The following is a 12,033-nucleotide window of genomic DNA, read 5'->3' as shown; positions in this document are numbered from 1 at the left end:
TTCATTCACCTCATTAAAAGATCCGCAGGCGCCTGCAGGCGCCGCGGTCAATAAACATGCCGGAGCGATCTATTCAGTACGGCCGCAGCAATTTTTGTATTTTTTCCCGCTTCCGCAGTGGCATGGGGCATTTCGGCCGATATCAACCACTTTTCGAACCGGTGCTTTCTTTGCTTTTTTGTTATCGTCGCCTTCTTGCGGCTGATGGGCTGTGGTTTGGCCTTGTACAACCTCTTCACGCTCCAGATTGTTTTCAATCTCAGCTTTCATCACAAATTTTGCGACTTCATCCTCAATTGATTCAATCATATGCTCAAACATCGCAAAGCCTTCCATTTGATACTCACGCAGCGGATTCGTCTGCGCATAAGCACGAAGGTGAATCCCTTGGCGAAGCTGATCCATCGCATCGATATGATCCATCCATTTAGAATCAACGGCACGAAGAACGATAACTTTTTCGAATTCACGCATTTGCTCTGTGCCGAATTGCTCTTCCTTCGCATTATATTTCGTGATGATGCGATCCATAATGAGTTCAAGCATTTCATCCGGCTCTTTGCCGAAGATGTCGCTCTTCTCAAGTGCGCCTTCATCAAGATAAGTCGTGTTGATGAGCTCAACTAGACCGTCAAGCTTCCACTCCTCAGGAAGCTCTTCTCTTGGCGTGTATGCTGCAATTGCGCGTTCGAGAGAAGACTTAATCATATTTTCAACGATTTCACGCAGGTTTTCAGAGTCAATGACTTCAAAGCGCTGCTTATAAATGACCTCACGCTGCTGGCGCAGAACATCATCATATTGCAGCAGCTGCTTACGCGAATCGAAGTTATTGCCTTCAACTCGTTTTTGAGACGATTCAACCGCGCGAGATACCATTTTGCTTTGAATTGGAGTAGAGTCGTCCATTCCGAAGCGGTCGAGCATTGCCATCGTCCGCTCAGCTCCGAATCTGCGCATCAATTCGTCTTCCATAGAAAGATAAAATTGTGTGATCCCCGGGTCTCCCTGACGTCCGGAACGTCCTCGAAGCTGATTGTCAATCCGGCGTGATTCATGTCGTTCTGTGCCGACAACAGCGAGTCCGCCAAGCTCTTTTACTCCTTCGCCAAGCTTAATGTCCGTTCCGCGCCCCGCCATGTTAGTCGCGATCGTAACTGCGCCTTTTTGGCCGGCCTCTTCAATGATCTGCGCTTCACGTTCATGGTTTTTGGCATTTAACACTTGATGCGGGATTCCTTTGTTTTTAAGCAGCTTAGAAATCAACTCAGATGTTTCAACGGCAACCGTACCGACAAGAACTGGCTGTCCCGTCATGTAACGCTGTGCGACATCCTCCGCAACCGCCTTAAACTTTCCTTCCATCGTGCGGTAAATTAAATCCGGGCGGTCATCACGGACAACAGGCCTGTTGGTAGGGATCGTGACAACCTGCATGTTGTAGATATTGCGGAATTCTTCTTCCTCTGTCTTTGCCGTACCGGTCATACCGGCAAGTTTTTCGTACATCCGGAAGTAGTTTTGGAACGTAATTGTCGCCAAGGTCATGCTTTCGTTTTGGATTTCAAGCCCTTCCTTCGCCTCAATTGCTTGGTGAAGCCCCTCACTGTAGCGGCGACCTTTCATCAGACGTCCCGTAAAGGAATCAACAATAACAACCTGTCCGTCTTCCACTACATAGTCAACGTCCTTTTGCATCGCAACGTGAGCTTTTAGGGCCTGGTTGATATGGTGGTTGAGCGCGACATGCTTCACATCAAAGAGGTTATCGATGCCGAACGCTTTTTCCGCCTTCGTCATTCCTTCTTCAGAAAGCTGTACAGCTTTTGTTTTGATATCGTACGTGTAATCCTTCTCCGCTTTTAACGTACGGACAAAAGCATTTGCCTGTACGTACAGCTTAGTGGATTTTGCAGCTTGTCCAGAAATGATAAGCGGTGTTCTCGCTTCATCAATTAAAATAGAGTCCACTTCATCTATTACCGCAAAATGAAGCGGGCGCTGAACCATCTGCTCTTTATAAAGAACCATATTGTCACGCAAATAGTCGAAGCCAAGCTCGTTGTTTGTGGAATAAGTGATGTCAGCGGCATAAGCTTCCCGTTTTTCGTCTTTTGACATTGAGTTTAAATTCAAACCGACAGTCAAACCGAGAAACTCGAAAATTTTACCCATCTGCTCAGCATCACGGCTTGCCAGGTATTCGTTGACAGTCACGATGTGTACACCTTTACCTGTTAGCGCATTTAAATAAACAGGCAGAGTTGACGTTAACGTTTTCCCTTCCCCTGTTTTCATTTCCGCGATATTTCCGTCATGAAGCGCAACGCCCCCCATGAGCTGGACTTTGAACGGGAACATGCCTGTTACGCGGCGCGAAGCTTCCCGAACAACAGCGAATGCTTCAACAAGAAGATCATCCGTTGTCGCCCCTTTTTCAAGGCGCTCTTTAAATTCAATCGTTTTATGTTTCAACGCGTCGTCAGAGAGATTTTCATAGTCTCCGCGAATCGCATCAATATCGTTAGCAATTTTTTCGTATCTATTCAGCGTACGTTTTGTTGGATCAAACATTTTATTTAAAATTCCAAGCATTTATAACGCTCCTCTATCATCACATGCCTATTTTAGAGGCATGTATAAATAATTTACTAGTCCATGTATACCTCTCATTATCATATCATACCTTTTGTTATTTCCAAAGAATTTGCAAATAAGAAAAACAAAAACCTTCCGCGGACATCACGGAAGGCTTCTCTTCATTATTCAGTCGGTTCAATTAAGCCATATTTCCCGTCATTTCTGCGGTACACGACATTTGTAAGGTTTGTTTCCGCATTTGTGAAAACAAAGAAATTATGGCCGAGCATATTCATTTGCAAGATCGCTTCTTCACTATCCATCGGCTTTAAATTAAAGCGTTTCTGACGGACGATGTCCAAGCTCTCCTCCTCTTCTATATCATCTTGAACCGCAATATCTGTATCAGAGCCAAGGCCGCTGGCTAATAAATATTTCGGAGAGCCCTGCTCACGGAATTTACGGTTTACTTTCGTTTTATGCTTACGGATTTGACGTTCCAGTTTGTTTGTTGCGAGATCAATTGCGTTGTACATATCCTCGTTATGCACCTCGGATCGAAGCGCCAGATCTGTCATCGGAATCGTAACCTCAACCTTAGACTCCTTGTCATTGTAAAACTTCAAGTTGACGTTCACATCGGCATTCACGCTATGGTCAAAATAACGCTCCAGCTTGCCGATTTTCTTTTCGACATGATCCTTTAACGCAGGTGTCACTTCAATATTTTCTCCTCTGATGTGATAGTTCATCAAAGAACGCCTCCCTTTTATTAAGGATATGTATCTATTTCTCTTTTACCCTTTACAATTCCTGCTGAAACATAAATCTTTTGTGAAAATTCAGTGAACTTTGTCGAATATTGTTTGTATTTGCTGCTAATGGCGGTTCGGAGGTATATGTATATGCTGATTGAACAAAACAAATACCTCACACACGCCTAATTGATTAAAAAGGGTTCCATACATTGATGAATAGACAGCATCCATTTTCTATAGTGAATCAGAAAATGTTCTTTTAAATACTCGCAGAACTCATGAGAGGGAAAAGAGAAAGAGACCAATTGATCAAACTCTGCAAAAATTTGGTCAAATGCTTTCACACAAATTTCAGCACATCGCGTATCCATAATGAAGAGAAGTGTTGAATGTGTTGAATCCAAATAAAAAAAGGCTTGGATCAGATCTTGATAGATCCGATCCCCTTCTGTTTTTGATAAATTCTCTTCAGCCTCTATCAAATAACATAACCCTTCTTCAATGGTAAAAAGAAGATGATAATAAGCTGATAAAAGCGTATAATCTTCTATGCTCTTCAAGGCACTCACCTATTTACGCTTGTCATAATATGTGCCGTCAATCGTAATGTTGTTATATGGATTTAAATACGTCGTATGCATCACACGTTTTCTTTTCATCTGCTGAAGTTCTGTTGCGATTGACTGCTTCAGTCTTTCCATTTCCTTCACAATCAGCTGATCCCATGTCAAGATAAGTTTCATCTGCTTTCGCTCTTCTTCTGAAAGCGGCAGAGATATCTCCTGAATCAGTTCAGACCGTGTAGCCACAAAGTCTTCAATTTGCTTTAAAAGTTCATCGCTTTCCGGCGTATTTTGTATGTGTGACAGCATACTCTTCGTCTCAGTGTATAGTTGATCTATGTTATTCATGCGATCCCGCCTGATCCGTGCCGGTCCTTCCGTTCACTTTGAATGGCTTGTTTCCAAGCATCGCGAAAATCTGTTACATAACCTTCAACCTCAGCCAGCATGCCCGTATCATTTTTGATATTTGCCTGTACCAATCTGCGATACATATAATCGTACATCGCACCCATAGAAGCGGAAAGCTCTATATTACGGTTAAGTGTAAAATTTAATTCCTGAATAATATTTTGCGCTTTAATCAGATTTTCATTTTTACGTTCCATATCATCATTCTCAATGGCCTGAGAGGCAAGTCTTATAAATTTCAAACAGCCATTATACAGCATAAGCGTCAGCTCACCGGGTGTAGCCGTATTCACTGAATTTTGCTGATAGGCTGTATAAGGATTTTGGATCGCCATGTGTCATCCTCCAAATTACATTTATTGTGCAAGAAGCTGTGATAAATAGGACGATTGTTCGTTCATTTTTTGAATCGCAGAATCCATTGCACTGAATTTTGTATAATAGCGGTTTTCTATCGTGGTCAACCGGTCCTGCATTTTGGTGATATCAGTGCTGATCGTGTTTAAATTTTTACCGATTGAATAGTCATTGGTTCCCATTGTCGAGTTACCGGCTTTTGCTTCAATGCTTTTCACCGTACTTTTCAGTGTGTCACCAATACGTTTCATAATCCCTTTATCACTATAGGCACTGCTGTTTGTTCCGCTTGTAAATAAGGCGGCAACACTTTGCGGATCTTCTTGTATTTTAGCTTTCAGTTTATCTTCATTAATCTCTAAATGGCCCCGCATTTGGTAAGCACCTGAGGTTGTGATACCAAATTCAGTTAATTGATAGGATTTTCCATCCGCGTTCACTTTAGAATAAAAATCCGTCCGCATTTGGTTCGTACCTGTGCTGATGCTGCTATCATTTCTCAGCAAACCGCTTTTTGCCTTTTCTTCCCAGAGTTCTACCTCTTTATCGGACATGGCTTCTTTTTGTTCACTCGTCAGCGGCGTATAGTCTCTGTATTTTTCTTCTTGCAGCTTTTCGTTCAGGCTGTCAACCAATTCATTGTATTTATCCACAAACTCTTTAATTTGGTTGTAAATCCCGTCAACATCAGTTGAAACAGATGTGGTAACAGGGCCTGTGGCTGCAGTTGTATTTTTGATCGAATACGTAACGCCATTAACTGTGAAATTATTTGACAGCTTCTCCATTTCAAAGCCGTTGATCGTGACTTTTGCATTCGTTCCTTCTTTGTAAGCAGTAATCTTATTATCAGCGTCCAAAGAAAAACCTAGCTGACCGGACATAAAATCTGCTGTAGAAGCGTCTGCTGCCTGTATGCTGCCTCCTGCGCCTGTTGCTTTAGAAGAGAATGCAATCGTTTCCACATACTCTGTTCCATTCCAAATTTTATCTTTAAATGCTGATACGCCTAGATCTGAGCTGTTAAGTTTAGAAATCACATTATCAATCGTATCAGCGCTCGTCACACTGATGTTCACTGTTTTTGCCGTTGTCTCGCCAGGCGCAACAACGTTAAATGCCAAATTATAATCGCCTTGTGTGTATCCCGTATAATTATTTGCCTTATACGTTGCCGCGGTTGCCAAGCTCGCTACTTCAACAGTAGAAGAAGAGTTTGGCGCGCTTGCGCTTCCTGTAGCAGTTAACACAGATTCATTTGAGCTTGTCACAGTTTTGCTCTGATACGTACTCGGATATGTTAACGTATTTTTAGACATATAATCTTGGAATTCTTTTATTTTTGTATTTACTTCACGATAGCTGTCACGCTGCCATTCGAGAGTCTGTTTTTTTTGTGTCAGCCTGTCAAGCGGTGCTCTTTCTGTCTTCATCAGCTTTGAGACGATATCATCTATATCCATTCCTGACGCCAGACCTGTTATTCTCGTGACCATTTCAAACCACTCCTAATCTACTTTTTTTCATCTACAAATAACCCAAGATATTCAGTCATAGCCGCATAAAAATCAAGCCACCGTTTTGGCGGAATTTCGCGGATGACCTCATTTGTAGAGTCCTCTATTACTTTTACATAGTATTCATTTAACTTCTCATGAAGCTCAAACTTGAGATGAACTTGCGAAGGTTCCAAAAGCTTGTTCATTTCCCCAACCATTTCAGAAAGGTTGGTAAATGAAACTTGATGAACAGGAACCGCATTCTCATTGTCTTTCTGATTATGTATTTGAGTATCGTAACGATCCCAAACAGGTTGTAACGTAGTGAGCCTTTCAATGTTCAATTGATCATCCCCTATGCCCCAATCTATCGTTTATATCGACTGAGTCGAGATAAGATTACACATATTTTTGGAAAAAAACTCATCTGTTTTAGATTTCTTGTTCGGAAATGCATTTATAAAAAGTCAGTGGAGAGAATCCAGTTATTATATCATGAGTTAGAGAAAGCAAGGAGAATGATTCGGGGTTAGAAATATAATAAAAGACCTTGGCAACGCCAAGGTCTTCTTTAAAATTAACGTAACAATTGAAGTACGTTTTGCGGCTGTTGGTTTGCTTGAGCAAGCATTGCTTGAGAAGCTTGAGAAAGAATGTTGTTCTTTGTGAACTCGCTCATCTCTTTAGCCATGTCAACGTCACGGATACGAGACTCAGCAGCTGTCAGGTTTTCACCAGAAGCGCTTAAGTTGTTGATTGTATGCTCAAGACGGTTTTGTACCGCACCAAGTTTTGAACGTTGAGTAGAAACTGTATTAATAGCATCGTCAACGATTTTAAGCTGTTCGTCAAATCCACCGGCTGCATTAGCTGCAGTGCTTGAGAATTTTTTTACATCGATATCCGATACTGCTTGTCCAGTAACAAGAGCTCCCGCGTTATCTACTGCTCCGATTGCAGTAGCAGCCATACTTTCAATATTAACAGAAAGCTGCTGACCGCCGTTTGCTCCGATTTGGAATGTAAGCTTATTAGTACCTGTAGAACTGAAAGATCCGTCTAAAAGTTTTTTTCCGTTAAACTCAGTACGATCAGAAATACCATTTGCCCCACTGCCGCCACCGATTTCTTCAACAAGTGAAGAGATCTCGTCTTGGATGGCTTGAAGGTCAGTACCATCTTGAGTACCTGTGTTTCCTGCTTGAACAACTAGCTCACGGACACGCTGAAGAATTGAGTGAGTTTCAGTCAATGCACCCTCAGCTGTTTGGATAAGAGAGATTCCGTCTTGAGAGTTTTTAGAAGCCATATCAAGACCTCTGATTTGTCCTCTCATTTTTTCAGAGATCGCAAGACCTGCTGCGTCATCTCCCGCACGGTTGATGCGAAGACCTGAAGAAAGTTTCTCCATGTTCTTTTGGCTCGCACTGTTGTTTGAAGACAAACGGTTCAGTGTGTTAAGTGCTGCGATATTGTGGTTAATTCTCATTTTAATTTCCTCCCTGAATATGTTGTTAAGGCACGTCCTTGTGCCTCAATTTTGTAATCGGCGGAGCCATTTGTGCCCTCTCCCGGCTACATCATTAATATCGGATTGTCTCTGATTTTGTTAATACAAAAATAAAAAAATCCTCACTTTTTTTGTGAGGATAATGCGGAGATCACATCGCTGGATAACGACGCCGCACGGTTATTTTCTTCCTGAATGGTTAAATAAATCTCTTTCCGATGAATATCAATATGCTTTGGGGCTTCAATTCCAAGCTTCACTTGATCCCCCTCAACCGCAATCACTTTCACTTCAATATCAGTGCCTATTTGAATCGCTTCGTTTATTTTCCGCGATAAAACTAGCATGATTCTCCTCCAATCAGATGCTTTGTCGTATATGAGGAGTCGTGTAAAACGACTTGCTTAGCCATCATGTTCTTGCGATTCACAATTATGGGAGCCAATAAATTCGCAGTAGACTTTTCGAATGGCTCTGCCATGGTCAGTATTGTCATGACTTCTATATCTTCAATATTTTCAATATCCAAAAGTTCAGCAGTTGATTCATCAAGGTCAAATTCATAATTCTTAAAGAAGATAAACGGACTTACAACGATGAACGCAAGATTTTCTGAAGTGACGGACTGCAGTGCCACGAATGGAGAGTCTTCTGAAAGCGGAAGAATGACGAACTGTTTTTCTTCTAAAAAACCTGGAATTCCGTTTTCAAAAAGAATGATTTGTTCTTCTTTTACGTTCATTTGGCCATGGTACTTCGTATGAATGATCATTGTTCACGATCCTTTTCTTTTTACTTTTCGGGTGATTCTTTCGGGTATTCTACATCTATATTTAAATCAGGGTATTGGAGCATGTCAACCTTAACATTTCCTGGCGTATATTCAACAATAGGCTTATGCGGCTCGGCCTGAATAACAGGCTTTCGCGGCGTAATCTGAACATCAAGCTGTGACGGAGTATATTGTATTTTCACCCTAGATAGAGAAGGGGCATAATGTTCGCCTAATTGAATTTGGTGCATTTCAGAGTTCCTCCTTGCTTGTGAAGCGATTGGGTTCCCCTTATTTTCAATCCTCATAAGCTCGTCGCCCTCTTCGGCAGTACGGGCTATCCCCTCCATTACATCCTCATGTCCTTGTTGGGCGGCTTCTTCAATTCTCTTGAAAACATGCTTTCTGTCTAATTCTTCCCATGCTTGTGTCTGGTCAATCGTGAGTTTTCCAGGTGTCACCGATATTTCCATTTCCGCACTCGGCTGTTGGATCTCAAGATCGGCTTGCGGCTGCTCCATTTTTAAGCTGGCGGGCGTCGTTGTTAAACCTATTTTCCCTTGAACACTATGCATAATCAATCTGGGAATCTGCATCACTCTACCTCCTGAACTATAAAAAAAGCGAACTCCTAAGAGAGCCGCTTACTTTAAAAAGTCAATCAATGTAGGCTGAACAATTTGCGCATTAACAGCCAGAGTTGCCCTGTGCACACTTTGCTGCGCAATAAATTCAGTTATTACTTCTTCCAGCTCTACATCTTCATTGTCTGACAACACTTTGGTAGCTGTTTCTTCTTGAGCTGAAAGTCTTGTATTAACCAGTTCAAGACGATTATATCTCGCTCCAAGATCAGAGCGTTCAGCGCTCATGCCGTCAGAGAAATGGTCAATATCATCTAAAACACTGTCCATGCCGTCCAGTGAACCAGAACTTAATGCTTTCTCAAAAGAATCAAGCATTTCAAATACATTCTGCCCGCTTTCAGAAGTGCCTCCAAAAGCTGACTTTGGATCTGAGTTCACTTTCAATGACATATTATTTGATATATTGACTACGACATCAGCTGTATCAGAAATTGTATAAGTTCCGTCTCCGTTATCTGTAACCGGAGGCTTATCTGAATTTGTCCCGTTAAAGATATATCTGCCGTTCACTTGTGTATTCGCAATATTTAAAAGCTGTTCCTTTAGCTGCTTCACTTCTACGCCAATCGCTTGCCGCTCCGCCTCGCCGTTTGTATCATTTTGAGCTTCAACCGCTAATTCTCTGACCTTCGATAGGATGTCAATTCCTTCTGTAATGTTTGTTTCAGTGTTTTCGAGCCAGGTAAAAGCTTGAGAAGCATTGCTTTTATACTGCTGCACTTGAGACAGTTGCGTATTATACTTTAAGCTTTTCATTGCTACTACAGGATCGTCGGAAGCCTTTGAGATTTTTTTTCCTGAAGAAATCTGTGACTGGAGTTTATCCAGTTTTGAATAGCTCGACCCGATATATCTCAGTGAGTTTTGCTGTATCATGCCTTGTGTTACTCTCATATGACTTTACCTACCTTCCCCCAACACCCATGCCGTTGATCACTTTATCAAGCAATTCGTCTTGTAAAGTCACCATTCTTGCAGCTGCATTGTATGCGTGTTGGAATTGAATCATATTGGTCATTTCTTCGTCTAAAGAAACTGCGCTCATTTGCTGACGGTTTATGTCTGCATCATTCAGCTGTGTTTCTGTATTAGACGCCAGCCGATTAGCCTCTTGAGCTTCGATCCCTAGCTCGCCAATCAGACCCGCATAATAATCTAACACACTAGTTTCTTTGCCGTTAATGGTTATTTTGCCGGTTAAAACATTTGCTAATTTTGTAGCATTGGCGTTATCGTTTGCTGAACCAGTCAGTGAGAAAGCAATGTTTGCGCCTTTTGAATCTATTATACTGTCAGACACTTTAATCTTGCCCGCCGCTCCCTTTGCAGGTTCAGTTTCACTTCCGGTAAAATCAAAAAAGTCTCCGCCTTGTTCACCGCTCTTGGTCAAACCATTTCTGTGCACTTCATTGAAAGCTTTGGCAAATTCAAGCGCCATATTGTCAAGATCAGAAAGCATTTCCGGGTATACGCCCTTTTCTTGACCGTCTGCTGTTATATACCCGTAAGACTCTATAAATCCTAAAAGAGATCCCTTGCTGCTGAAGGACTCCGCCTGCACAGCTTTATCTCCGATTGAAATACTTGATACTAAACCAGTTTCATTATCATAGTTGGCTGTAAGTTCTGAAACCTCGTAATTTTTACCGTCCAAAACAGTTCCAAGCGACTGTTTATTTTTATCAAGGATTTCAATTGATACAGTTCCCTCAGCAGACGAAAGTGCATTCCCGCCTGATTTGTTATAGCTGACTTTGATATCAACCATTGAGGATAATTTATCGATCAGCAAATCTCGCTGATCATATAAACCATTCGGAAGAAGCCCGACCGGTTCTACTTGTGCAATTTGCTTATTTAAACTGTTTAATTGAGAAAGCAGAGAATTGACATCCAACACAGTTGTATTTAACTCCGCTTTTAAATTCGATTGAACATTGGTAAGTGATTCAGAAATATAATTAAACGTTTCAGCTACAGCTTGTCCTTTTCGAGCCACAACAGAACGTGCACTTTCTTCATTTGTATTATTCGATAATTCCTGCAGGGAATCCCAAAACGAATTCAGCACACTGTTCAAGCCGCTGTCATCCGTTTCATTTAAAACGCCTTCCATTTGCGACAGCGCTTTAGCTTTCGTGTCATAGTATCCGGCACTGTTGTTTTGAAGACGGTATTGATAATCAAGAAAGATATCTCTTATTCTCTCAACTGACTTTCCTTGAACACCTGTACCCATTTGTCCAGCTGTTTTTTCTGCATTTTTGGATACCGCAGGGAAATAGTCAGTTGCCTCCAATGAGACCCGCTGTCTTGTATAACCATCAGTATTGGCATTTGCCACGTTATTTGCAGTCGTGCTTAACGCTGCCTGCTGAGCGCTTAACGCCCGCCTTGCAGTTTCAAGCCCCATAAAGGTAGATGTCATTTTCTGAATTCCTTTCTGCTAAGCTTTTGAATCAAAAAGTTTCATTCGGCTGCTCTTCGGCAGCTCAGCTTTAATTGATTTGCTGTAATTGAAGTTATTTTCCTTAGGAACCAGCATATCGTACGAAATAGAGATGAATTGCAGCGCGTCTCTTGTCAGCTGCCTATTCATCTCATTTACTTTTTTCAGACGTCCGAGAACTGTAGAAAGAGATTCGAATAGTTGTTCCAGCTCTTCCCTTTCGCTGCCTGAGGTTTTGGCGATACATGCGGTAATGGTGTTATTTTCGCTGTATCCGAGAAAGGCGGAGGTTGCTTTGATCCGGTCATCTTCTGTCTGCGTGATCGCTTGAATATATTTTTGCTCTTTTGTCAAAAGGTTTGAAAGCTCCTTTGTTTTGCCGGCTTTGAGCGCTTCCGTCTTTTCTTCAGACAGCGTGAGCAGGTGCTCATGCAGAACGCAAAGTCGCTTTAATTGTTCAATAATGGCCTTTGCTGACATGGGCTTT

14 protein-coding genes are annotated in these 12,033 nt (G+C 41.9%); all 14 read right to left on the bottom strand.

Going from position 1 to position 12,033, the window contains the following annotated elements; genetic code table 11:
- Positions 1–69: 69 nt before the first annotated feature.
- The 14 genes from secA to flgN all read right to left on the bottom strand — a co-directional run bounded on the left by secA (position 70) and on the right by flgN (position 12,026).
- Positions 70–2,595: a preprotein translocase subunit SecA gene (gene secA / locus NZD81_RS14420; RefSeq protein ID WP_040081672.1), complete on the bottom strand. Its 2,526-nt coding sequence runs from the start codon at positions 2,593–2,595 to the stop codon at positions 70–72.
- Between the two features lie 167 nt (positions 2,596–2,762).
- On the bottom strand, positions 2,763–3,332 hold the full coding sequence (hpf, locus tag NZD81_RS14415; RefSeq protein ID WP_069150409.1) for a ribosome hibernation promotion factor: 570 nt from the start codon (positions 3,330–3,332) through the stop codon (positions 2,763–2,765).
- Positions 3,333–3,520: 188 nt separating this feature from the next.
- Positions 3,521–3,898 carry a DUF8042 domain-containing protein gene (locus NZD81_RS14410; protein WP_014665547.1) on the bottom strand — a complete coding sequence of 126 codons (378 nt, stop codon included), beginning with the start codon at positions 3,896–3,898 and terminating at the stop codon, positions 3,521–3,523.
- Between the two features lie 9 nt (positions 3,899–3,907).
- A complete protein-coding gene (fliT, locus tag NZD81_RS14405) occupies positions 3,908–4,249 on the bottom strand; it encodes a flagella biosynthesis regulatory protein FliT (protein ID WP_003242603.1) in 342 nt (113 codons plus the stop codon).
- A complete protein-coding gene (gene fliS, locus NZD81_RS14400) occupies positions 4,246–4,647 on the bottom strand; it encodes a flagellar export chaperone FliS (RefSeq protein WP_014481041.1) in 402 nt (133 codons plus the stop codon). Before fliS ends, fliT begins: the two co-directional genes overlap by 4 nt.
- A gap of 21 nt (positions 4,648–4,668) precedes the next feature.
- On the bottom strand, positions 4,669–6,165 hold the full coding sequence (locus NZD81_RS14395; protein WP_069838616.1) for a flagellar hook-associated protein 2: 1,497 nt from the start codon (positions 6,163–6,165) through the stop codon (positions 4,669–4,671).
- Between the two features lie 17 nt (positions 6,166–6,182).
- A complete protein-coding gene (flaG, locus tag NZD81_RS14390; RefSeq protein WP_014665550.1) occupies positions 6,183–6,512 on the bottom strand; it encodes a flagellar protein FlaG in 330 nt (109 codons plus the stop codon).
- Between the two features lie 233 nt (positions 6,513–6,745).
- Positions 6,746–7,657 carry a flagellin Hag gene (gene hag / locus NZD81_RS14385; RefSeq protein ID WP_069150414.1) on the bottom strand — a complete coding sequence of 304 codons (912 nt, stop codon included), beginning with the start codon at positions 7,655–7,657 and terminating at the stop codon, positions 6,746–6,748.
- A 143-nt stretch (positions 7,658–7,800) separates the two neighbouring features.
- Positions 7,801–8,025 carry a carbon storage regulator CsrA gene (gene csrA, locus NZD81_RS14380; protein WP_069838614.1) on the bottom strand — a complete coding sequence of 75 codons (225 nt, stop codon included), beginning with the start codon at positions 8,023–8,025 and terminating at the stop codon, positions 7,801–7,803.
- Positions 8,019–8,450, bottom strand: coding sequence for a flagellar assembly protein FliW (fliW, locus tag NZD81_RS14375; protein ID WP_071582053.1), 432 nt, complete (start codon positions 8,448–8,450; stop codon positions 8,019–8,021). The genes csrA and fliW overlap by 7 nt, the downstream gene beginning before the upstream one ends.
- Before the next feature lie 20 nt (positions 8,451–8,470).
- A complete protein-coding gene (locus NZD81_RS14370; RefSeq protein WP_014665553.1) occupies positions 8,471–9,046 on the bottom strand; it encodes a DUF6470 family protein in 576 nt (191 codons plus the stop codon).
- A gap of 48 nt (positions 9,047–9,094) precedes the next feature.
- Positions 9,095–9,991 (bottom strand): flagellar hook-associated protein FlgL, encoded by an 897-nt coding sequence (gene flgL, locus NZD81_RS14365; protein WP_040081667.1) that lies wholly within the window; start codon positions 9,989–9,991, stop codon positions 9,095–9,097.
- A gap of 10 nt (positions 9,992–10,001) precedes the next feature.
- Positions 10,002–11,525, bottom strand: coding sequence for a flagellar hook-associated protein FlgK (gene flgK, locus NZD81_RS14360; RefSeq protein ID WP_282373670.1), 1,524 nt, complete (start codon positions 11,523–11,525; stop codon positions 10,002–10,004).
- Between the two features lie 18 nt (positions 11,526–11,543).
- On the bottom strand, positions 11,544–12,026 hold the full coding sequence (flgN, locus tag NZD81_RS14355; protein WP_282373672.1) for a flagellar protein FlgN: 483 nt from the start codon (positions 12,024–12,026) through the stop codon (positions 11,544–11,546).
- Between the last annotated feature and the right edge of the window lie 7 nt (positions 12,027–12,033).

The organism is Bacillus sp. B.PNR1 (genome assembly GCF_030386235.1).
GTDB lineage: Bacteria > Bacillota > Bacilli > Bacillales > Bacillaceae > Bacillus > Bacillus stercoris.
The sequence above is the reverse complement of the archived record's forward strand: the minus strand, read 5'-3'. Positions and strand labels throughout refer to the sequence as shown.

What these genes read in the sequence shown, in the direction of transcription:
- NZD81_RS14395 (WP_069838616.1), bottom strand. Translation starts at nt 6,165, where the DNA reads ATGGTCACGAGAATAACAGGTCTGGCGTCAGGAATGGATATAGATGAT.
- flgK (WP_282373670.1), bottom strand. Translation starts at nt 11,525, where the DNA reads ATGACATCTACCTTTATGGGGCTTGAAACTGCAAGGCGGGCGTTAAGC.
- flgN (WP_282373672.1), bottom strand. Translation starts at nt 12,026, where the DNA reads ATGTCAGCAAAGGCCATTATTGAACAATTAAAGCGACTTTGCGTTCTG.
- NZD81_RS14370 (WP_014665553.1), bottom strand. Translation starts at nt 9,046, where the DNA reads ATGCAGATTCCCAGATTGATTATGCATAGTGTTCAAGGGAAAATAGGT.
- csrA (WP_069838614.1), bottom strand. Translation starts at nt 8,025, where the DNA reads ATGCTAGTTTTATCGCGGAAAATAAACGAAGCGATTCAAATAGGCACT.
- fliS (WP_014481041.1), bottom strand. Translation starts at nt 4,647, where the DNA reads ATGGCGATCCAAAATCCTTATACAGCCTATCAGCAAAATTCAGTGAAT.
- flgL (WP_040081667.1), bottom strand. Translation starts at nt 9,991, where the DNA reads ATGAGAGTAACACAAGGCATGATACAGCAAAACTCACTGAGATATATC.
- fliW (WP_071582053.1), bottom strand. Translation starts at nt 8,450, where the DNA reads ATGATCATTCATACGAAGTACCATGGCCAAATGAACGTAAAAGAAGAA.
- fliT (WP_003242603.1), bottom strand. Translation starts at nt 4,249, where the DNA reads ATGAATAACATAGATCAACTATACACTGAGACGAAGAGTATGCTGTCA.
- hpf (WP_069150409.1), bottom strand. Translation starts at nt 3,332, where the DNA reads ATGAACTATCACATCAGAGGAGAAAATATTGAAGTGACACCTGCGTTA.
- hag (WP_069150414.1), bottom strand. Translation starts at nt 7,657, where the DNA reads ATGAGAATTAACCACAATATCGCAGCACTTAACACACTGAACCGTTTG.
- secA (WP_040081672.1), bottom strand. Translation starts at nt 2,595, where the DNA reads ATGCTTGGAATTTTAAATAAAATGTTTGATCCAACAAAACGTACGCTG.